This window comes from Promicromonospora panici (assembly GCF_900608595.1).
In the GTDB taxonomy this organism is placed as follows: Bacteria; Actinomycetota; Actinomycetes; order Actinomycetales; family Cellulomonadaceae; genus Promicromonospora; species Promicromonospora panici.
Genome location: NZ_UWYY01000027.1, coordinates 25,877 through 47,038 on the forward strand (window position 1 = coordinate 25,877; position 21,162 = coordinate 47,038).

Annotated in this window: 17 protein-coding genes; 10 read left to right on the forward strand and 7 right to left on the reverse strand. The window is 71.1% G+C overall.

All coding sequences use genetic code 11. The annotated features are described in order from the left end of the window. Window positions 1–189: 189 nt before the first annotated feature. From EW117_RS25505 to EW117_RS25530, 6 genes are all read right to left on the reverse strand, one after another. Window positions 190–1,647, reverse strand: coding sequence for an NAD(P)/FAD-dependent oxidoreductase (locus EW117_RS25505; RefSeq protein ID WP_129789542.1), 1,458 nt, complete (start codon window positions 1,645–1,647; stop codon window positions 190–192). A gap of 186 nt (window positions 1,648–1,833) precedes the next feature. Continuing rightward, complete coding sequence (locus tag EW117_RS25510; protein ID WP_129789543.1) at window positions 1,834–3,156, reverse strand: serine/threonine-protein kinase; 1,323 nt, start codon at window positions 3,154–3,156, stop codon at window positions 1,834–1,836. Continuing rightward, window positions 3,153–3,485 carry a PadR family transcriptional regulator gene (locus EW117_RS25515; protein WP_129789544.1) on the reverse strand — a complete coding sequence of 111 codons (333 nt, stop codon included), beginning with the start codon at window positions 3,483–3,485 and terminating at the stop codon, window positions 3,153–3,155. Before EW117_RS25515 ends, EW117_RS25510 begins: the two co-directional genes overlap by 4 nt. A gap of 151 nt (window positions 3,486–3,636) precedes the next feature. After that, entirely contained in the window at window positions 3,637–4,587 is a 951-nt protein-coding gene (locus tag EW117_RS25520) for a Ppx/GppA phosphatase family protein (protein ID WP_129789545.1), read from the reverse strand. Between the two features lie 145 nt (window positions 4,588–4,732). Further along, window positions 4,733–5,233, reverse strand: coding sequence for a DUF501 domain-containing protein (locus EW117_RS25525; protein WP_129789546.1), 501 nt, complete (start codon window positions 5,231–5,233; stop codon window positions 4,733–4,735). Between the two features lie 47 nt (window positions 5,234–5,280). Then, the gene (locus EW117_RS25530; protein WP_129789547.1) at window positions 5,281–5,682 is read right to left on the reverse strand and encodes an FtsB family cell division protein; all 402 of its coding nucleotides are present in this window, start codon (window positions 5,680–5,682) and stop codon (window positions 5,281–5,283) included. A gap of 19 nt (window positions 5,683–5,701) precedes the next feature. On the opposite strand from EW117_RS25530, the gene EW117_RS25535 reads away from it, so the two are divergent. After that, entirely contained in the window at window positions 5,702–6,178 is a 477-nt protein-coding gene (locus EW117_RS25535; RefSeq protein ID WP_129789548.1) for a hypothetical protein, read from the forward strand. Window positions 6,179–6,389: 211 nt separating this feature from the next. On the opposite strand, the gene eno is transcribed toward EW117_RS25535, so the two are convergent. Next, window positions 6,390–7,670 carry a phosphopyruvate hydratase gene (gene eno / locus EW117_RS25540; protein WP_129789549.1) on the reverse strand — a complete coding sequence of 427 codons (1,281 nt, stop codon included), beginning with the start codon at window positions 7,668–7,670 and terminating at the stop codon, window positions 6,390–6,392. Window positions 7,671–7,880: 210 nt separating this feature from the next. On the opposite strand from eno, the gene EW117_RS25545 reads away from it, so the two are divergent. The 9 genes from EW117_RS25545 (at window position 7,881) to EW117_RS25585 (ending at window position 21,159) form a co-directional block, all read left to right on the forward strand. Further along, a complete protein-coding gene (locus tag EW117_RS25545; protein ID WP_129789550.1) occupies window positions 7,881–9,374 on the forward strand; it encodes an ABC transporter permease in 1,494 nt (497 codons plus the stop codon). Between the two features lie 30 nt (window positions 9,375–9,404). Continuing rightward, on the forward strand, window positions 9,405–10,082 hold the full coding sequence (locus EW117_RS25550) for an ABC transporter ATP-binding protein (protein ID WP_129789551.1): 678 nt from the start codon (window positions 9,405–9,407) through the stop codon (window positions 10,080–10,082). A gap of 284 nt (window positions 10,083–10,366) precedes the next feature. Further along, window positions 10,367–14,401, forward strand: a complete 4,035-nt coding sequence (locus EW117_RS25555; RefSeq protein ID WP_165362864.1) for an endo-1,4-beta-xylanase — start codon at window positions 10,367–10,369, stop codon at window positions 14,399–14,401. A 219-nt stretch (window positions 14,402–14,620) separates the two neighbouring features. Continuing rightward, the gene (locus EW117_RS25560) at window positions 14,621–16,261 is read left to right on the forward strand and encodes a peptide ABC transporter substrate-binding protein (RefSeq protein WP_165362865.1); all 1,641 of its coding nucleotides are present in this window, start codon (window positions 14,621–14,623) and stop codon (window positions 16,259–16,261) included. A 47-nt stretch (window positions 16,262–16,308) separates the two neighbouring features. Continuing rightward, window positions 16,309–17,313, forward strand: a complete 1,005-nt coding sequence (locus EW117_RS25565; protein WP_129789554.1) for an ABC transporter permease — start codon at window positions 16,309–16,311, stop codon at window positions 17,311–17,313. Beyond that, window positions 17,306–18,193: an ABC transporter permease gene (locus EW117_RS25570; RefSeq protein ID WP_242504564.1), complete on the forward strand. Its 888-nt coding sequence runs from the start codon at window positions 17,306–17,308 to the stop codon at window positions 18,191–18,193. Before EW117_RS25565 ends, EW117_RS25570 begins: the two co-directional genes overlap by 8 nt. After that, window positions 18,190–19,296: an ABC transporter ATP-binding protein gene (locus tag EW117_RS25575; protein WP_242504565.1), complete on the forward strand. Its 1,107-nt coding sequence runs from the start codon at window positions 18,190–18,192 to the stop codon at window positions 19,294–19,296. Before EW117_RS25570 ends, EW117_RS25575 begins: the two co-directional genes overlap by 4 nt. Then, window positions 19,289–20,449, forward strand: coding sequence for an ABC transporter ATP-binding protein (locus tag EW117_RS25580; protein WP_129789556.1), 1,161 nt, complete (start codon window positions 19,289–19,291; stop codon window positions 20,447–20,449). The genes EW117_RS25575 and EW117_RS25580 overlap by 8 nt, the downstream gene beginning before the upstream one ends. Then, a complete protein-coding gene (locus tag EW117_RS25585) occupies window positions 20,446–21,159 on the forward strand; it encodes a type 1 glutamine amidotransferase (protein WP_129789557.1) in 714 nt (237 codons plus the stop codon). The genes EW117_RS25580 and EW117_RS25585 overlap by 4 nt, the downstream gene beginning before the upstream one ends. Window positions 21,160–21,162: the final 3 nt, after the last annotated feature.

Consider the following 21,162-nt stretch of genomic DNA (forward strand, 5'->3'; position numbering starts at 1 on the left):
CGGAGGAGTGTATTGGCACGACTGACTTCGGCCCCTTGCACGGACCCTGACTACGACTTCGGTCGGTTGCTTCGAGATCGGTCGGTTGATTGACCGATCTCGAAGCAACCGACCGAAGTCAGCAGCCACCACCAAGCAACCGACCGAAGTCAGCAGCCACGGAGCGCCTAGTGCCAGTTGGTGCCCCGGTCAGGCCTTGGAGCCCGACTCCGCGCGCGCGGCGGACGACTCCGCCTTCTGCTCAACCTTCACGCCTGCCGGCTTCGGCGGCACGGACGCGTTGCGGAACTCCTGGCGCGGGTCGTGCAGCGAGCCCAGCGAGACCAGCTCGCGGCCCATGAGGAACTGACCGATCCAGCCGATCAGGATGCGGACCTTGCGGTTTCCGGTCGGCATCGCCATCACGTGGTAGCCGCGGTGGGCGACCCAGGCGAGGAAACCCTTGAGCTTGATGAACCCGAACAGCTCGGCGACGCCCTTGTACAGGCCCAGCGACGCGACGACGCCCACGTTCTTGTGGTCGTAGTCGACGGCGGGCTTGTCCTTGTAGAGGGCCACGATGTTGTCGGCCAGGCGCACGGCCTCGCGGATCGCGTGCTGCGCGTTCGGCGGGCAGAACTTGCCGGGGTTGAGCACGTCGGGCACGGCGGCGCAGTCGCCCGCGGCCCAAGCGCCCTCGACGATCTCGCCGTCCTCCGTCGCGACCTGCAGCGTGGGGAGCACGATGACGCGGCCCAGCTTGTCGGACGGGAGGTCGGACGCCTCCTTGATGACCGGATTCGCCTTGACCCCGGCGGTCCACACGATGGTCTCGGTGTCGAACTCGACGCCGGTCGACGTCACGACGTGCCCGTCGACGCAGGACGAGAGGAACGTGTTGAGGTGGAACTCGATGCCGCGCTTCTTCAGCTCGGCCAGGGCGTACTCGCCCATCGGCTCGGTGACCTCGGGCAGGATGCGCCCCGCGCCCTCGATCATGACGAACCGCAGGTCGGACGGCTCGATCGTGTGGTACTGCCGCGTCGCGTAGCGCGCCATGTCCTCGATCTCGGCGAGGGCTTCGATGCCCGCGAACCCGCCACCGACGAAGGTGAACGTGAGCATCCGCTTACGCAGGTCGGCGTCCCACGTCGACGATGCGACGTCGAGCCGGTTGATGACGTGGTTCCGGACCGCGATGGCCTCTTCCACGTTCTTGAAGCCGATAGCCGCTTCCGCCAGGCCCGGGATGGGCAGCGTGCGCGACACCGAGCCGAGGCCGAGGACCAGCTGGTCGTACGTCACCTCGTACTCGTCGCCCTCCTCGGGCTGGATCTTCACGGCCTTGCGCCCGTGCTCGATCGTGGTGACCTTGCCCTGCAGCACGTCGATGCCCTTGAGAGCCTTGCGGTGCGGCGCGACGACGTCGCGGGCGTCGATCGAACCCGCACCCGCCTCAGGCAGGAACGGCGCGTACGTCATGTACGGCCGCGGGTCGACGACGACGATGGCCGCGTCCCGCTTCTTCAGCTTCTTGCGAAGGCGTCGTGCCACGTAGAGGCCGACGGACCCGCCGCCGAGCACCACGATGCGCGGCACCTTCCGCGGGCGCGGCGTGCTCGCCGCGTCTGAGGCATGGCTGACCGAGGTCAGGTCGTTCTGAGGCATGATTCCCAGGGTACCGCGCGCATCGCATCCACATTGACACGACAAAGAGCGGCGTGTGCGTGAGGCGCACCACGCCGTCGTCGCCGCTGCAGAAACTTCCTCGGTTCTCTGGCACGCACAACGGACCACCGCCCCCGGAGGTTCCCGGCGGACGGCAGTCCGTTGTCAGCGGTCGATCCGCGGCGGTCAGTCGGCCTCCGTGGCCTCGAGCGTCGGTTCAACGCCGCCCGACGCCGGACGGTCGCCCGGGCGCACCGTGTCCCCCGCCGGATCGTTCGCCGAGCGGTCGTGGCCGAGGCCCTCGTGCGCAGGCTCGTCGGACTCCTCGGCCCCCGAGCCGGCCACCGCGTCGTCGTCCTCGATCGCCGTCGGCGCCTTGAGGAACGGCCACGGCAGCTCCTGCGGCTGGACGCCGGTCGGCGGGAGCGGGTACTCCGTGCCCTCACCCTCGGAGTAGCCGCCCACCTCGTCGTCGCCCAGCCCGACCTGATCGGCGGGCACGGCGCTGAGCGGGTAGACGTTCCAGCGCGTACGGCCGTCGGACGCGAGCGCCGGCTGGAAGCTCCAGGAGCCCGGGACGTCGGGCACCGACCAGGTGTCCCAGGTCGCGCCGGCGCCTATCGTGCGGATCGGCCGGCCCCGGTCGTCGAAGAGCTGGACGTCGCGGATCGGGTCGCCCGCTGCGTCGTAGGCGAAGATGTTGCTGACCTGCACGCCGTCGACCCAGACACCGTCGGTGCCTGCCCCGTCTCCCGCGTTCACCGTCGAGACCTGCGCGTTGCTGAAGCCTTCGGCCCACCCTGCGTCGAAGCCCGTGTAGTAGTCGGCCACGACCGGCCGGGCGCCGGCCTCGACCTGGGTCATCATCGGGATCGCGAGCAGGCCTGCCGCGACCGACGCCACCGCGACGACACGGGGGAACCATGCCCAGCGCGGGACCCACTTGCCTCGCCCCCACTGGATGCTCACGACGATCGCCGCGACCACGAGGACCCGGCCGTGGGTCGACTCCGGCCACAGCACGATGCCGGCCGGGGTGAAGGACACCAGGAGCACCTGCGCCACGACCCAGCCCCGCAGGATCCACCACGCCGGCACGAGCGACCGCACGAACTCCACGGCCGCCGCCCACCCCGGCGTGCTCGTCAGGGGCCGCCACGTGGCGCGCCACCGGTCGGACGCGACGGTCCAGGCCTCGCCGATCGCTCGGGCGGCCGCAGGTATCGGGCGCCGCGCCGGGGCCGCCGACGGCAGGCCCGCGGCCGCGCGCAGCTCGGCCGCGTACTCGTCGGCGGGCCCGAAGCGCGCCGTGAGGTCGAACACCTGGGTCCCCACGGCGTCGGCGGGCGCCTCCACGTCGTCCAGGACGGCCTCGGTGAGGTCCGCCTCGAGCCCGTCGGTGAGGTCGTCGGCCACGTCGGGTCCGAGGTCCTCCAGGTGCAGGCGCACCGCCTGTGCGTAGCCGCGCACGTGTGCGGACAGGGTGTCGGTGCTGGTGGTGGTGCTCATCGAGCTGCCTCGTTCCTCTCGCCGAGAAGTCCGGCCATGGTGTCGGCGAACTCCTGCCACTCCTTGCGCTGGCTGTTCAGCGCCTCGCGTCCGTGCGGCGTGATGCCGTAGTACTTGCGGTGCGGGCCTTCTTCGGACGGCACCACGTAGCTCGTGAGCGAGCCGCTCGCGTAGAGGCGGCGCAACGTCCCGTAGACGGACGCCTCACCGGACTCGACGCCGCCGGCGCGCAGCCGCCGGACGATGTCGTACCCGTAGCCGTCCTCCTGCTCGACGACCGCGAGCACAGCGGCATCCAGCACTCCCTTGAGCAGCTGTGTAGTGTCCACGCACAGCACGGTACCGTGCAATGCGTAATACCGCCATGAAACGCGCGGCGTGTCACCTCCGGCTCATGCCCTGCGGGTATGGCCTGAGCCTGCGGTTCCGCTTCGGGCGCGTGCCTCGTTCCTCGGCCGCACCCTGCGCGTCACCTCCGGCTCATGCCATGGACAGCGCGATCCCGTCGAGGATGTCGTGCTCGCTCGTCACCACGCCGGTCAGGGACCCACCCGCCGCCTCGACGTCGGCCGCGACGCGCATGATCACCTCGGACCAGACCAGGGCGCCGGCCGCGATGACGTCGACCCGGCCCGGGTGCAGGAAGCCCATCGCCACCCGCTCGGCGCGGGGCGCCGCGAGCAGCGCCGCACAGGAGTCCAGCACGGTCGCGACCGGCAGCTCGGCCTGGTCAACGCGCTCGCGCCGGTATTCGGTGAGGCCCAGCGCGTGCGCGGTCACGGTGGTGATCGACCCGGCCAGGCCCACGAGGGTGGTGGTCTTCGCGAGCGGGACCACGCGGGCGGCGTCGTCCAGGTGGGCCCGCACGTCCGCGCGGGCCGCCTCGATCTCGGCGTCCGACGGCGGATCGCCGTGCAGGTGCCGTTCCGTCATCCGCACCGAGCCGACGTCCATCGACACGCTCGCGTCCACCGAACCCGTGCCGAGGACCAGCTCGGTGGACCCGCCGCCGAGATCGACCACGAGGAACGGACCCGCGTGCGCCTCCGCGACCGCGCCGGTGGCGCCGCGGAACGACAGCTGAGCCTCCTCGCCACCGCTGATCACCTCGACGTCGACGCCGAGCGCGGCCCGCACGCCGTCGAAGAACGCGTCCCGGTTCCGCGCGTCCCGCGTGGCCGACGTCGCCACGAAACGCACCTGCTGCGCTCCCGCGGCCTCGATCGCGGCCGCGTACTCGCGGGTCGCCACCAGTGTCCGCTCCAGCGCCTCGGGCGCGAGCTCACCGGTGCGGTCCACGCCCTGGCCCAGCCGCACCACCTCCATGCGGCGGTCGAGCTCGGTGAAGTTTCCGGCGGCGTCGACATCCGCGACGAGCAGGCGGATCGAGTTGGTGCCGCAGTCGATCGCGGCTACGCGAGAGGAAGTCACGCGAGGATTCTCCCAGGCGCTCGTGCTGCCCAAGGTCGGACGTGCCGCCTCGCGAGAAACCTCACGTCGTTGTGAGCGTGATCGTTGCGCCTACAACGGACACGTAGTCGCAACGGTCACGCTCACAGCCAGGCGCGCCTGCAGCTCAGCAGGTGCAGCGGTCCGGGCGCCACATGTCCCTGGCCAGCTCGAGCGCCTCGTCACCGAGCGGGTTCACGCCAGGTCCGGCGGCGAGCGCGTGCGCGAAGAGCACGTGCAGGCACTTGACGCGCGTCGGCATGCCACCCGCGGAGATGCCGTCGATCTCGTCGACGTGGCCGATGGCCTCCCGCTGCGCGAGGTAGTGCTCGTGCGCCTTCCGGTACGCGGCGGCGAGCTCCTCGTCGGACTCGAGCCGCGCCGTCATCTCCCTCATCACGCCGTTCGCCTCGAGCGTCGACGCGGCGGCGGTAGCGCCCGGGTGGGTCAGGTAGAAGACGGTCGGGAACGGGGTGCCGTCGGGCAGGCGCGGCGCGGTGCGCACCACCGTCGGACGGCCGCACACACAGCGCGCCGCGATCCCCACGACGCCGCGCGGCTCGCGGCCGAGCTGCTCGGCCAGGACGCGCAGATCGTCGTCGGACACGGTTTCAGTCGCGGTGTTCACCCAACAATTGTCGCCCAGACCGAGGGCGCTGTCGGCAAGTGATGGATCTACTCGCCGCCGCCCGCGATCCGCACCGAGTCCCACACGCTCTGGTACCAGGGGGTGTCCGTGTCCTCGGACGCGCCCGGCGACGGCTCGACCACGCCGGGCGCCGGCTCGTCCGGTTGCACGGAGTCCGTGTCGAGCGGCCGCCACACCTTGTCCCCCGGCATGACGAACCTGAGGCGCGAGCGAGCCTGCTCGATCACGTACGACGGGTCGTCCCAGCGGGTCAGCTCGGTCTCGAGCTCCGCCTTCTGCTCCTGCTGCTCGCTCAGCTCGGACCGCAGGTCCCGCAGCTCGGACTGCTGCGTCACGACGGCGCGCACCGTCGGCAGCAGCAGCACCACCGCGAGCAGCACCACCACCGACAGCACCATCGCGCGAACCGTCAGCACCTCCGGCAGCACGAGCCCGAAGCTGCCGCGCTTGCGGGCGGAGCGCGGCGGCGCGACGCTCGCGGTCGCCGTCGAGCGACGGCGTGGCTGCGTGGGCCGCTTCGCACCGCTGCCCGACGCCGGACGCGCGCTCCGTGGGGCGGCCGCGGCCGGACGGGCGGGTGCGCTCCGGGGCGCGGCGGTACGACGGCTCGCCGACGACGGCGCGGCGGGCTTCCGGCCGGCCGCCTTCGTCGTCGCGCCCTTCGCGGACGCACCCTTGGCCGCCGAGGTTCTTGCCGACGCGCTCTTGGCCGGCGCCTTCTTTGCCGGCGTGCTCTTTGCCGACGAGCCCGCCGAACCGGACGGCTTCTTCGGCGCGGCCTTGCCCTTGCCGGACGGCGTCGTCCCCTTCGCGCCCGTGGAACCCGCCCCCGAACCCGCGCGCGAGGTCGACGACGGGCGCGCACCCGAGCCGCGCGCCGAACCCGAGGGCCGCGCCGGGCGCCGTGAGGAAGGCATGGGTTGATTGTGCCGATTCGGCGGGGCTTTGTACCGGCATTACCTCCGGCGCGCCGTGTGTCGAAACTGTGGAACGTGAAAGTCCGCCCCGACCACACGATCCGGCACGTGTTCCGCGTGAAACGCGTGCCGGATCGTGTGATCGAGGCGGACCTTCCAGCCACGCACCCGCTGGTCGAACGGTTGAGGCCCCCTCGACCAGCGGTGTCAGACGGAGATCAGCCCTGGAAGCGCGGGAACGCCGACCGGCCGGCGTAGGTGCCTGCCTCGTCGAGCGCCTCTTCGATGCGCAGCAGCTGGTTGTACTTGGCGATGCGCTCGCCACGGGCGGTGGCGCCGGTCTTGATCTGGCCGGCGTTCGTCGCGACGGAGAGGTCCGCGATGGTGGTGTCCTCGGTCTCGCCGGAGCGGTGCGAGGTCATCGTGGTGAAGCCGTTGCGCTGGGCCAGCTCCACGGCGTCGAGCGTCTCGGTGAGCGTGCCGATCTGGTTGAGCTTCACGAGCAGCGAGTTGGCCGCCTTGAGCTCGATGCCCTTGGCGAGACGCTCCGGGTTGGTGACGAACAGGTCGTCGCCCACGATCTGCACCTTGTCGCCGACCTTGCCCATGAGCCCGGACCAGGCCTCCCACTCGTCCTCGGACAGCGGGTCCTCGATCGAGACCAGCGGGTAGTCCGCGACGAGCTGCTCGTAGTACGCGACCATCTCGTCCGACGTCTTCTTGCCGCCCTCGAACGCGTACACGCCGTCGGAGAAGAACTCCGTGGCGGCCACGTCGAGCGCGAGCGCGACGTCGGTGCCCGCCTTGAGCCCCGCGCGCTCGATGGCGACGAGGATCAGGTCGAGCGCCTCACGGTTGCTGGCGAGGTTCGGCGCGAAGCCGCCCTCGTCGCCCAGGCCAGTGCTCAGGCCCTTCTCCTTCAGCACGGACTTGAGGGCGTGGTACACCTCGGTGCCGGTGCGCAGCGCCTCCTTGAAGGTCGGCGCGCCGATCGGGGCGACCATGAACTCCTGGATGTCGACGTTCGAGTCCGCGTGGGACCCGCCGTTCAGGATGTTCATCATCGGCACGGGCAGGACGTGCGCGTTCGGGCCGCCCACGTAACGGAACAGGTCCAGGCCGGAGCTCTTGGCGGCGGCCTTCGCGACGGCGAGCGACACGCCAAGGATCGCGTTCGCGCCCAGCTTGCCCTTGTTCGGGGTGCTGTCCAGGTCGAGGAGCGCCTGGTCGATGATGCGCTGCTCCTCGGCGTCATACCCGACGAGCTCGGGGGCGATCTCGTCGTTGACGGCCGCGACCGCCTTCTCGACGCCCTTGCCCAGGTAACGGCTCTTGTCGCCGTCACGCAGCTCGACGGCCTCGAACGCGCCGGTCGAGGCGCCGGACGGGACCGCCGCACGGGCGAAGGTGTCGTCGTCCAGGACGATCTCTACCTCCACGGTGGGGTTGCCGCGCGAGTCGAGGATCTCGCGTGCTCCAACGGCTTCGATGCTAGCCACGGGGTCTCCTTCTAAGGATGTTGCTCGGAGGTTACGGCCCTCAGCCTAGAACGTCCCGCGACGGAGCGCGGAACCGTCCACCGCTGCCGCTTCCTGGGAGCCGTGACTGCAATTCACAGGTCCGTCACAGGACCGGGACAGGGCCACCACAGAGCACGGGCCTAACGTTCCAGCTCCCGCAGTCCCCCTCCGGACCCCAGGCAGGAGCCCATGTTCTTCACGTATCTGCGCAGAGAGCTGCGCAACCGACGCAAGCAGACGGTCGTGGTAGCGATCGGTCTCGCGGTAGCGATCGCGCTGGTCATCGTCGTCAACGCGGTATCGACCGGCGTCAAGGACGCCCAGTCCGAGGTGCTCGAGTCCGTCTACGGCGTCGGGACCGACATCACCGTCGACCAGCCCGCCGAGGGACCCGGCGAGGGCGGCGGCCCCGGCCGCTTCGACTTCGGCGAGGGAGAGGGCGAGGCGAACGAGGACGGCACGCGCGAGCTCGCGCAGGACCGCCTCAGCACAGCGATGGGTTCGACGCCGTTCGACGCCTCCGCGCTGGAGACCGTCGCCGCGCTGGACCACGTGTCCGGCGTCGCCGCGACGCTCGGCCTGCAGAACATGTCCTTCTCCGGCGAGATGCCGGACATGGAGGAGGGCGACGGCCCTGTCACCATGCAGATGGGACCGGACGGCTCCGGCCAGGGTTCCGCGGGCGGCTCGTCCTTCGAGATCGAGCAGTTCACGATTACCGGCGTCGACCCGGACGCCACCGCCGTCGGCCCGCTGACCACCGCCGAGGTGGCCGACGGCCGGACGCTGGAGGCGGGCGACAAGAACGTGGCGGTCCTGGACGCGACCTACGCCGAGCAGCAGGAGCTCGCCGTCGGCGACACGATCACGGTGGGCGGCAAGGACCTGGAGACCGTGGGCACCGTCTCGTCCACGACGGGTGACGGCGTCGCGACGGCGTCCGACGCCTACCTCCCGCTCGCCACGGCCCAGACCCTCGCGGACCTCGCCGACCAGGTCACCGACGTCTACGTGCAGGTCGACTCGGCCGAGAACGTCGACGCCGTCGCGGCCGCCATCGAGGACGAGCTGCCCGACGCGTCGGTGAGCACCCAGTCCGACCTGGCCGAGGGCGTGACCGGATCGCTCTCGACGGCGTCCGACCTGATCAGCACGCTCGGCACCTGGCTGAGCGGCATAGTGCTCGCGGCGGCCTTCGGCCTCGCGATCCTGTTCACCGTCTCCGGCGTGAACCGCCGCACGCGCGAGCTCGGCACGCTCAAGGCGATCGGCTGGAGCAAGGGCCGCGTCGTGGGGCAGGTCGCCGGCGAGTCCGTGGTGCAGGGCCTCATCGGCGGTGCCGTGGGCCTCGCGCTCGGCGCCCTGGCCGTCTGGGCGGTGAACCTGGCGGGCATCACGCTGAGCGGTGCGTCGGGAGGCCTCACGATGGGCGGGCCCATGCCCGCGGGCGCGGTCCAGGGCGGCGACACCCCGCCCGACGGCGGTGGGGCGTTCGGCGAACGAGCGGACGCGTTCGCCGACGCGGGCAACGCCGTCGACATCGTGCTGCAGGCGCCCGTGAGCCTGTGGATAGTCCTGGCCGCCATCGGGCTGGCGGTGCTGGGCGGGCTGCTCGCCGGCGTCGTCGGCGGGCAGCGTGCGGCGAAGCTGCGCCCGGCCGAAGCCCTCCGCTCCCTCGCCTGACCCCCGCCCCGTGTTGAGAAAGGCAGACCCATGTATCAGATCGACGACCTGACCAAGACGTACCGCCAGGGCAAGCGCGTGGTGCGCGCGCTCAAGGACGTGTCCCTGACCATCGGCGACGGCGAGCTCGTGGCCGTTCAGGGGCCGACGGGCGGCGGTAAGTCCACCCTGCTGCAGATGCTGGGCGGGCTGGACCGTCCGACGTCGGGCACGGTCAAGCTCGACGGCAAGGACCTCGCCGGCATGAGCGATACCCAGCTGACCGCCGCACGGGCCGAGACGATCGGCTTCGTGTTCCAGAACTTCAACCTCATCCCGACGCTCACCGCGCTGGAGAACGTCGAGACGGCGCTCGTGCCGTCGAAGATCGCACGGCAGAGCCGGACGGCACGTGCGCTGGCCGCGCTGGACTCGGTGGGCCTCGGCGACCGGGGCGACCACCTGCCGGGCGAGCTCTCGGGCGGGCAGCAGCAGCGTGTCGCCATCGCGCGGGCGCTCGTGAAGAACCCGAAGGTGCTGCTCGCGGACGAACCGACCGGCAACCTCGACGAGGAGACCCGCGACGAGATCGTGGACCTCATGGTGGGCCTGTGGAAGGAACAGGGTCTGACGGTCGTGCTGGTCACCCACGACTCGGTCGTCGCCGCGCGGACGCCCCGCCGCCTCCGCATCGCGAAGGGCGCGATGAAGGAGCTCCCGCCGAGGTAGAACTGTGGCGAAGTAGAACCCCGGCGGAGCAGCTTCCGCTGGGGTTCTACTTCGCCCTGGTTCTACTTCGCCACAGTTCTACCTCGCCAGAGGACTACCTCGGCGAGCTCTCGACGACGGTGCGTGCTCTGGCTACGCTGCCCCTACGTCCGCCGTGGCACCGTTGCTCCGGCGTTCGCCCCCAGTCGGAGACACGCGCAAGGGAGCGCAGCATGCCTCGTCGAAATCGTTTCATCAGAGCCCTTCCACGATCCCGAAATCGTTTCACAGCGGTCGGCGTCGCCGTGCTCGTCGCCGCCGGAGGCCTGACAGCGGCACCAGCCTCCGCGGCGGGCCCCAGCCCTACGACCACAACGGCCGCCAGCACCGCCGCCGAGACCGCCGACACCGTCGTCACCTCGGTCGACTTCGAGGACGGCACCACCGGCGCTTGGACGCCCAGCGGCGGCGCGGGCCTCGACGTGGTCGCGGACCCCGACGGCACGGGCAGCGTCCTCGCCATCACGCGGGCCGCCGACTACGAGGGCATCCAGTCGCCGACCGGGATCTTCCAGCCCGGCCTGACCTACACGTTCAGCATGCGCGCCCGCCTGCCCGAACCCACCGACGGAACACAGCCGAACAGCGCCGACGTCCGGTTCGTCATGAAGCCGTCCTACACCTGGATCGGCAACACCACGATCGGCACCGCCTGGACCACCGTCACCGGCACGTACACGGCCGACGGCGACCCGGCCGAGCTGCAGGCCTACCTCGGCAGCACCGACCAAGCCGCTCCCTACACGATCCTCGTGGACGACATCATGGTGACCACCTCCGACACCGTCCCGCCGGGCGACGTCGTCCCCGGCGGAGCGGTCAACCCCGTTCCCACCCCCGCGTACGCGGCGGAGGGCACCGGCGACGTGTCCGCCCTGACCTTCGACGACGGCCCGAATCCCGGCACCACGCCCGCCCTGCTCGACTTCCTCGCGGAGCACGAGATCAAGGCGGTGTTCTGCGTCATCGGCCAGAACATCCAGGCCGACGGCGGGGCCGCGATCCTGCGCCGGATCGTCGCCGACGGCCACGTGCTGTGCAACCACTCCACGTCGTACGCCGACATGGGCTCCTGGACCGAGGACCGGGTGCGCGCGGACCTCATCGCGAACATGGGCATCATCCGCGACGCGCTCGGCGACCCGAACCAGAAAATCCCGTTCTGGCGCGCGCCGAACGGCTCCTGGGGCGTCACGCCCGGCGTCGCCGTCGAGCTGGGCATGCAGCCGCTCGCCGTGCGGAACACGATCGCCGACTGGGAGACCCAGGACATCGACACCCTCACCGCCAACCTGCGCACCGCGATGGTCCCGGGAGAGCTGGTCCTGGCGCACGATGGCGGCGGCGACCGGTCCGGCACGCTCGCCGCGGTCCGCACGGTCGTCTCCGAGCGCCTGGCCGACGGCTGGGAGTTCACGTTCCCGCAGGGCACGCCCCCGCCGTCGGGTTCGGTGATCAGCACCGACTTCGAGGACGGCACGCTCGGCGGCTGGGTGCCGCGCGAAGGCACGGAGACATCGGACTTCACACTCGCGGTCACGGACTCCGACGCCCACGACTCCACCCGGTCCGCCGCGCTGACCGGCCGGAACGCCACGGGCGACGGAATCGCCCGGGACGTCAGCGGCGTGCTCCGGGCGGGCGTCACCTACGACGTCTCGGCCTGGGCGCGGTTCGCCGAGGGCCAGACGCCCGGCGACATCTGGCTGAGCCTGGCGAGCACGGTCGACGGCGCCCAGACCTTCTCGACGCTCGGCCAGTTCGACGGCGTCACCAGCACCGGCTGGAGCCAGGTGAACGCCACCTTCACGATGCCGGGGCACGACACCGCCCTGCTCTACTTCGAGACCGCCTACAACGGCGGCAACACGAGCGACTGGCTGATCGACGACATCGTCGTGTCCGTCCCGGAGCCGCCACTGATCGAGGACCTGACCGGCATCAAGGAGACCGTCGACTTCCCCGTGGGCGTCGCCATCGACAGCCGCGAGACGTCGGGCGCCGCCGCCGAGCTGCTGAACCGCCACTTCGGCCAGATCACGCCCGAGAACCACATGAAGCCTGAGGCCTGGTACGACGACGGGCGCACGTTCCGCCGTCATCCCGAGGCGACGGCGCTGATGGACTTCGCGCAGGCCAACGACCTGCGGGTGTACGGCCACGTGCTGGCGTGGCACAGCCAGACCCCCGACTGGTTCTTCCAGGACGACGCCGGTGAGCCGCTCCCGGCCACCGCGGAGGGCCAGGCGATCCTCCGCGAGCGCCTGCGCGCCCACATCTTCGGCATCGCGGAGAACCTGAGCGCCGACTACGGGGCGTTCGGCTCGGACACCAACCCGCTGGTCGCGTTCGACGTGGTCAACGAGGTCGTGTCCGACGGCGCGGAGAACCCGGACGGGCTGCGCCGCAGCGAGTGGTTCCGGATCCTGGGCGAGGAGTTCATCGACCTCGCGTTCCGGTACGCGGACGAGGCGTTCAACGAGACGTACGCCGCGCCGCCGTCGGACACGGTCGCGGAGCGGCCGGTGACCCTGTTCATCAACGACTACAACACCGAGCAGGGCGGCAAGCAGGACCGGTACCGCGCCCTGGTGGAGCGGCTGCTGGCGCGGGGCGTGCCGGTGGACGGCGTCGGGCACCAGTTCCACGTGTCGCTCGCCATGCCGGTCAGCGCGCTGGAGGGTGCCCTGGCCAGGTTCGCAGACCTGCCGGTCACGCAGGCGGTGACCGAGTTCGACGTCACGACGGGCACGCCGGTGAGCCAGGCGCGGCTGATCGACCAGGGGTACTACTTCCGCGACGCGTTCGAGGCGTTCCGCGCGCATGCGGACAACCTGTTCTGCGTCACGGCGTGGGGCCTTACGGACGGCCGGTCCTGGCGGGTCGACAGCGGTGCGCCGCTGATCTTCGACGACCGGTTCCAGGCCAAGCCGGCCTACTACGGGGCGGTCGGCGGCGAGCTGCCGGCCCGGCTGCGCACAGCGAACGTGTTCGCGGGCGACGTGCCGCTGGACGGCGCGGCGACCGCGTCCCCGGAGTGGGACCGGCTGCCGTTGCACATCTTCGACGCACCGGACGGCGGCGAAGTCGCCTTCCAGCTGCGCTGGGCGTCCGACCACCTGACGGCGTTCGTCTCGGTGGACGACGCCGAGGCTGGGTCCGTCGCGGGCGATGCGGTCACGCTGGCGCTCGGTGACGCCGAATACGTCGTCGGCCGCGACGGCTCGGTGACCGGCGGGTCCGAGGGCGCGGACGCCGTGGCGACCGAGCGGGAGGGCGGCTACGACGTCGTCGTGCATCTGCCCGCGGCCCTCGAGGAGGGCACCACCGCCGCCTTTGATGCCCGGGTGACCAGTGGTGACACGACCACGTCGTGGAACACGCCGGGCGCGCTCGGCAACCTGACGCTGGTCGAGGAGCTGTCGTACCTGGAGGTCCCGGAGGCCGCACAGGCGCCGGCGATCGACGGAGACGTCGACGACGTGTGGGCTTCGGCCGGCGCGGTGACCACGGCCAAGGAGGTGGAGGGCTCCGGCGGCGCGGTGGCGACCGTCCGCACCCTGTGGCGCGAGGGCACGCTGTTCGTCCTGGCCGACGTCGCCGACCCGGTGGTCGACGTCTCGGGCTCCGACCCGTGGATCCAGGACTCCGTGGAGATCTACGTGGACGGCGGCAACGCGAAGAACGGCGCGTACCGGGCGGACGACACGCAGATCCGCGTCTCGGCCGAGAACGCCGTGTCGTTCGGGACGGGCGACGAGGCGGCGCAGCGCACCCGCGTCACGAGCGCCGCCACCCTGACCGACGGCGGGTACCGGGTCGAGGCGGCGATCGACCTGCTGTCCTACGGGGGTCCTGGCACGTTCCACGGCCTGGACTTCCAGGTCAACGACGCGTCGGACGGCGCGCGGACCGCCGTCCGGAACTGGGCGGACCCGACCGGGTCCGGCTACCAGTCGACCGCCCGCTGGGGCGTCGGTCAGCTCGTGGCGGACGCCGGGCTGGTCAACCTCACGCCACCCGTGGTGACCGGCAAACCGGCCAAGGGCAAGACCCTCACGGCCGATCCCGGCACCTGGTCGCAGGAGGCGACGTTCACCTACCGGTGGCTCCGCGACGGTGAGCCGGTGCGGGGCGGCAGCCAGTCGTCAGGCGGCGGCCAGAGGTACAAGGTCAAGCCGTGGGACGTCGGGCACGAGCTGTCCGTCGAGGTGACGGCCCGGGTCGCGGACGGCACGACGGCCTCGGCGTCGAGCGATCCGGTGGTCGTCCGGCGTTGAAGCACCCGCCGGAGTTGTTTCCGTTTCAACCATCTGCGACGGAAACAACTCCGGGCCCGGCCCGATCCCGGAACCTGTTCGTCCCGCGAACGCTAGGAAGGGGTCCTGACGAATCGTTACAGATGGTTTACACGAGTTTCCAGGCGACCGGCGTCCTGTGGCGATATGGTCCAAACCTCCCCGACCTCAGACCGGGGAGACGAACAGGGGAGGCAATCAGTGAGGCAAACACGCATCGCCACCTTCGCCGCGGGTGCGGCCGTGGTGGCCCTGACCGTCGCCGGGTGCACCCCGGACGACACGGAGCCGGACAGCGCCGGGCCGCTCACTCTCGAGACCTGGATCAGCCAGGACATGGAGACCCTCTTCCCGGGCGACGCGGGGGCCTACGACAACATCAGTGTTCTCGACACCGTCTACGACGGTCTGGTCCGGTACGACCCGGAGACCACCGAGCCGTACAACTACGTGGCCGAGTCGATCGAGCCGAACGACGACAACACGGTCTGGACCATCACGATCAAGCCCGGCCTGACCTTCCAGAACGGCGAGCCCGTCGACGCCGAGGCGTTCGCCCGTTCCTGGAACTACACGGCCGACGGCGACAACGGCCTGTACGCCAACTACTTCTTCGGCATCATCGAGGGCTACGACGAGATGCAGCCCGAGACCGACGACGCCGGCGAGATCGTCGCGGAGGGCGCCGCGGACGAGCTGTCCGGGCTGAAGGTCACCGACGACCTGACGCTCGAGGTCACGCTCAGCTCGCCGTTCGCCGGCTTCGCGACGATGCTCGGCTACACCGGATTCTTCCCGGTCGCCCAGGAGTGCCTGGACGACGTCGAGGCGTGCGCCACGCAGCCCATCGGCAACGGCCCGTTCCAGGTCACCGACTGGCAGCAGGGCCAGGAGCTGACCGCCGAGCGCTGGGCCGACTACCCGCTGGAGGAGGCGCCGAACTACGACGCGATCCACTGGACCGAGTACTCGGCGGGCGAGACCGCGAGCTGGGCGGACTTCCAGGCCGGCGACATCGACCTGTCCTTCCCGCCCACGGCCGAGGTCGAGGCCGCGCAGAGCGACCCCGAGCTCTCCGAGCGCTACGTGGAGCAGCCCGGTGCCGCCCTGACGTTCCTCGGCTTCTCCGGCTACACGGAGGGCCCGTGGAACGACAAGGAGTTCCGCAAGGCGATCTCGATGGCGATCGACCGCGAGGGCATCATCTCCTCGCTGGGCAGCGGTCAGGCCGCGCCCGCCGACTCCTGGGCGGTCCCGGGCGGTGTGCCCGGCGGCGAGGCGGGTACGTGCGAGTGGTGCGTCTACGACCCCGAGGCGGCCAAGGCCGCGCTGGAGGCGGCCGGCGGTTGGCCCGAGGGCGAGACGCTGCAGATCAGCCTGGGCGACGACGACGCCGAGGTGGAGTACTTCACCGCGATCGGCAACTCGATCGAGGAGGTGCTGGGCATTCCCTACGAGCTCAACATCGTCTCGAGCGACGACTACTTCACCATCCGCTCCGAGCAGGGCTACGACGGCATGTTCCGGAACAACTGGTTCCCGGACTACCCGCTGAACGAGAACTACCTCAGCTTCTACGCCTCGGGTGAGCCCGGCGCGGGGCACTGGGGCTGGTACAGCAAGGAGTTCGAGGACAAGCTGGACGAGGCCGCTGCGGCGCCGTCGCTGGACGAGTCCGTCGCCCTCTACCAGGAGGCCGAGGCGATCCTCGCCGAGGAGTTCCCGACCATCCCGTTCCGGTGGAGCTTCAGCGCCACCTACTACAGCGAGCGGCTCGACAACGTGATCCTCAACCCGTTCTCGGGTGCGCCGATCCTGCGCGACATCGAGATCAGCGAGTAGCACGCCCCACCCGGGGCCCGCTCCCGAGGCAAGGAATTCCAGGACGTATGGGCCGCTACATCGTGCGGCGTCTGGCCCAGGCGGTCGGCACGCTGCTGCTCGTGATGTTCGTGCTGCACCTGCTCACGACCGTCGCCATCCAGCTCAACGGCACCCCGGCGCAGGCCTTCTTCGGCGACCGGGTCGCGTCACCGGCGCAGATCGCGTCCGTCGAGCGCCGCTTCAACCTGGACGACCCGTGCTTCGACCAGCCCGGCAACCCCTGCCTCGGCCCGTTCGTGGAGCGCCTCGGCCAGTACGCGCGCGGCGACCTCGGCACCAACCTGCGCGGCCGCGAGGTCACCGACATCGTCGCCGCGGCCGCGCCCAACACCCTGCGCCTGTTCAGCGTCGTGCTGGTCACGTGGCTCGCCCTCGGCATGCTGCTCGGATCGGCCGCCGCACGCTGGCGCGGCTCCCCCGGCGACCACGGGATCCGGCTCAGCTCGGTCCTCATCGACGCGTTCCCGGTCTTCGTGCTGCTCGTCGTCTACCGGTACGTCGTCGCCGTGCCGCTGAACCGATGGTCCGAGCAGACGTTCGGCGAGAACTCCTGGCCGCCGTACTGGTTCAAGCCGTCCTTCGACCCCAGCCACCCCTGGGCCACGATCGTCGTCCCGGGCATCCTGCTGGGCCTGGCCGGCTCGGCCGCGTTCATCCGCCTGGTCCGGGCCAGCCAACTCGAGTCGTACCAGGGTGACCACGTGCGTACGGCACGCTCGAAGGGCCTGGGCGAGCGGCACGTCATCCTGCACCACGTGGTGCGCAACTCCTCGGTGCCGGTGGTGACCGCCATCGGCCTGGCCTTCGTCGAAGGGCTCGGCGGCGCCGTCATCACCGAGGGAATCATGAACATCTACGGCATCGGCGGCGTCCTGTGGCAGGCGGTGCAGGATGACGACGTCGCGCTCGTCATCGCCGTCGTAACCCTGCTGACCGTCGTGACGGTCCTGGTGATGATCATCGTCGACATCGTCTATGCCCTACTCGACCCGAGGATCCGTTATGAATGACGTCGGCCTCGTCTCCGCCGCGTGGCGCACGCTCCGCCGCCGGCCCGACGTGATCGTCGCGGCCCTGATCGTCCTGTTCTTCGCGGTCATGGCCGCGTTCCCGCGGCTGTTCACCGCGACGAGCCCGCGCACGTGCGCCATCCGGGAGGCGCGGCTCGACCCGCAGGGCTGGGGCGCGGCCCATCCGCTCGGCACCGACGCGCTCGGCTGCGACGTGCTGGCCACCTTGGTGGCCGGGGTGCGGCCGTCCCTGCTGCTCGCGTTCGTCGTAGTGGGTGCCTCACTGCTCATCGGCGTCACGCTCGGCCTGCTCGCCGGCTACTACCTGGGCTGGGCGGACTACCTCATCTCGCGCACCATCGAGGTGTTCCTCGTCGTCCCGCTGCTACTGGCGGCGCTGCTCCTGCTCTCCCTGTTCAAGAACGTGGACCTCGGTGCCGGTACGTTCGACGTGATCCTGCTGCCCGCCGTCGTGCTCATCCTGTTCAACTGGATGGGCTACGCGCGGTACGTCCGCGCCAGCGTCCTGGAGGCGAAGAACCTGGACTACGTGACCGCCGCCCGCTCCCTGGGCGCCTCGGACCTGCGCATCATGTTCCGGCACGTCCTGCCCAACGCGATCGGTCCGGTCACGGCCCTCATACCGACGTCGATCGCGGCGGTCATCGGTACCGAGGCGGTGCTCTCCTTCCTGGGCATCGGGGTGCGTCCGCCCGCGACGAGCTGGGGGATCCAGATCTCACAGGGCTCCGAATGGGTGCTCGGCGGCGCGCCACACATCCTGATCGCGCCGCTGGTCTGCCTGATCGCCGCCGTCCTGTCCCTGGTCGTGCTCGGCGATGCCCTGCGCGACGCCCTCGACCCGAGGCTCACGGCATGAGCGCCGTCACCAACCCGGGCACGCGCCAGGCATCGGACGCCGGGGCGGGTGGCCCGCTCCTCGAGGTCACCGACCTCGCCGTCGAGTTCCGTACGCCCGACGGCGTCGTGCGCGCCGTCGACGGTCTGTCCTACCGGGTGGAGGCGGGCCGCACGCTCGCCATCGTGGGCGAGTCCGGCTCCGGCAAGTCCGTGTCGTCGCTGGCCGTGCTCGGCCTGCTGCCGGACACGGCCCGGGTCACGCGCGGCAGCGTCCGCCTGGCCGGCACGGACCTGCTCACCCTGAGCCGCAAGGCGCACCGCGCGCGCTGCGGCGACCAGGTGGCGATGGTGTTCCAGGACGCGCTGGCCGCGCTCAACCCCGTGCACACCGTGGGCTACCAGCTCACGGAGGCGCTGCGCGCGCGGCAGGGGCTGTCGCGTGGCGACGCCCGCCGTCGGGCCGTCGAGCTGCTCGACCTGGTCAAGGTGCCGAACGCGAAGGCCCGCGTCAAGGAGTACCCCCACCAGTTCTCCGGCGGCATGCGCCAGCGCGTCATGATCGCGTCGGCGCTGGCCATGGACCCCGACGTACTCATCGCGGACGAGCCCACGACCGCCCTCGACGTCACCGTCCAGGCGCAGGTCCTGCGGCTGCTCGCGGAGATCCAGGCCGAGCGGCAGATGGGCCTCGTCCTGATCACGCACGATCTCGGCGTCGTGGCCGGCGTCGCCGACGACGTCACGGTCATGTACGCGGGCCGCGCAGTCGAGCAGGCCCCCGTGGCGCCCACCTACACGACGCCCGCCCACCCGTACACGCGGGCCCTCCTGCGCTCGATCCCGTCCGCGTCCGGCACGGGGCGGCTGCCCGTGATCCCGGGACGCCCGCCGAGCCCCGCCGCGATGCCGTCGGGCTGCCCGTTCCACCCGCGCTGCGACGCGGTGCGCGACATCTGCCGCACCGAGGTGCCGCCGCTGGCCACGCCGGCCGAGGGCCGGACGTCGGCCTGCCACTTCGCAGAAGACATCATGGCGGGCCACGACCCGGCACCGGACGCCGCTGCGGCGGACGCCCCAGCGCCGAACGACGGCCCGAACAACGGAGGTGGGGATCATGAGTGACGGCGTGCTCGAAGTGCGGGAGCTCGTGAAGCACTATCCCGTGCGCTCCGGCCTGCTGCGGCGTTCGACCGGCGCCGTCAAGGCGGTCGACGGCGTCTCGCTCACTCTGGAGCGGGGCAAGACGCTCGGCCTCGTGGGCGAGTCCGGCTCCGGCAAGTCAACGCTCGCGCGCGTGCTGGTCGGCATCGAGAAGCCGACGTCGGGCGCGGTGCTCGTCGATGGCGAGGACGTCGCGCGCCTGTCCCGGGCGGGCCGCAAGCAGCTACGCCGCGACGTGCAGATGGTGTTCCAGGACCCGTACACGTCGCTGAACCCGCGGATGTCGGTGAGCGAAATCGTGGGCGAGCCGTTCGCGATCCACGGCATCGACCCGGCGGGTGGACGGCGGGCCGCGGTGGGCGAGCTGCTGGAGCTCGTCGGCCTGGACCCGGACCACGCGAACCGGTACCCGCACCAGTTCTCGGGCGGTCAGCGGCAGCGCGTCGGGATCGCTCGCGCGCTCGCCCTGCGGCCCAAGATCCTGGTGTGCGACGAGCCGGTCTCGGCGCTCGACGTGTCGGTGCAGGGACAGGTCATCAACCTGCTGGAGGACCTCCAGGCGGAGCTCGGCCTGTCGTACCTGTTCGTGGCCCACGACCTCGGCGTGGTGCGGCACATCGCCCACGACGTCGCGGTGATGTACCTCGGACGCATCGTCGAGCAGGGGCCCGAGGCCGAGGTGTACGACGGGGCGCAGCACCCGTACACGCAGGCGCTGCTGTCCGCGGTGCCCGTGCCGGACCCGTCGGTGCGGCTGGTCGAGGCTTCGACCTCCGAAGCAGGCTCGGCCAGCAGCAGCGGCGTCGGCGGGGCCGCGATAGTCCTGGAGGGCGACCCGCCCTCTCCGGTGGACCCGCCGTCCGGTTGCCCGTTCCACACGCGGTGCTGGCTCGCGCCCACGCTGCCGGAGGCGCAGCCCGACCCGATCCCCTCGTACCCGCTGACCGACCGGGCGGACGCGGGGCTGCGGCTGGTGCCAACGGCATGCGAGACGGACGGGCCGGCGCTGGTACCCCGCCCGGAGGCCGGCTCAGGCGGTGCTCCCGGCGGAGCTTCCCACGTGGTGGCCTGCCACTTCGCACGAGAGCTGGCCGCCCCTAGGGTCGAAGCATGACGCGTGTGCTGGTAGTCCTGAACTCGCCCACCAGCTCCATGGGCAGGCTCGAGCAGCTGCTTCCCGAGGCAGGTCTCGACCCGTTCCTGACCCCTGGCTCGGAGCTTCCGGAGACGCTCGACGGCTTCGCGGGCGTGGTCCTGCTGGGCGGCGGCTTCATGCCCGACGACGACGTCGACCACCCGTTCCTCGCGCGTGAGCGGAGGCTGACGACGGAGGCGTTGGAGGCCGGGCTGCCGCTGCTCGGCCTGTGCCTCGGCGGGCAGCTCCTGGCGCACGTCACCGGCGGCGTCGTGACGGCGCGGTCGGGCGAGACGGAACGCGGCATGTGCCCGCTGACCGTGCTGCCCGCCGCCGCCGACGACCGGGTCTTCGGCGACCTGCCCGGCGTGCCGGACGGGCCGCTGTGGATGATCGAGAACCACGCGGACTCGGTGACCACCTTGCCGCCGTCGGCGACGCTGCTGGTCTCCAGCGGCGTGTGTCCCATCCAGGCGTTCCGCGTGGGCGAGGCGGCCTGGGGCCTGCAGTTCCACCCCGAGGCGAGGCCCGAACGGGTGGCGACCTGGGACGAGGCCGCGCTCTCGGAGCAGGGCATCAACCGGGCGGCGCTGGCCGAGGCGGCGTTGGTACACGCGACCGAGAACGAGGCGCAGTCGCGCGCGCTGGTCCGCGCGTGGTCCGACGTCGTCCACGAGACCGCGAAGTAGGGC

Excerpts from the sequence above, each read along its gene's own strand:
- EW117_RS25505 (WP_129789542.1), bottom strand. The coding sequence starts at position 1,647 with ATGCCTCAGAACGACCTGACCTCGGTCAGCCATGCCTCAGACGCGGCG.
- EW117_RS25585 (WP_129789557.1), top strand. The coding sequence starts at position 20,446 with ATGACGCGTGTGCTGGTAGTCCTGAACTCGCCCACCAGCTCCATGGGC.
- EW117_RS25570 (WP_242504564.1), top strand. The coding sequence starts at position 17,306 with ATGAATGACGTCGGCCTCGTCTCCGCCGCGTGGCGCACGCTCCGCCGC.
- EW117_RS25565 (WP_129789554.1), top strand. The coding sequence starts at position 16,309 with ATGGGCCGCTACATCGTGCGGCGTCTGGCCCAGGCGGTCGGCACGCTG.
- EW117_RS25545 (WP_129789550.1), top strand. The coding sequence starts at position 7,881 with ATGTTCTTCACGTATCTGCGCAGAGAGCTGCGCAACCGACGCAAGCAG.
- EW117_RS25510 (WP_129789543.1), bottom strand. The coding sequence starts at position 3,156 with ATGAGCACCACCACCAGCACCGACACCCTGTCCGCACACGTGCGCGGC.
- EW117_RS25575 (WP_242504565.1), top strand. The coding sequence starts at position 18,190 with ATGAGCGCCGTCACCAACCCGGGCACGCGCCAGGCATCGGACGCCGGG.
- EW117_RS25580 (WP_129789556.1), top strand. The coding sequence starts at position 19,289 with ATGAGTGACGGCGTGCTCGAAGTGCGGGAGCTCGTGAAGCACTATCCC.
- EW117_RS25550 (WP_129789551.1), top strand. The coding sequence starts at position 9,405 with ATGTATCAGATCGACGACCTGACCAAGACGTACCGCCAGGGCAAGCGC.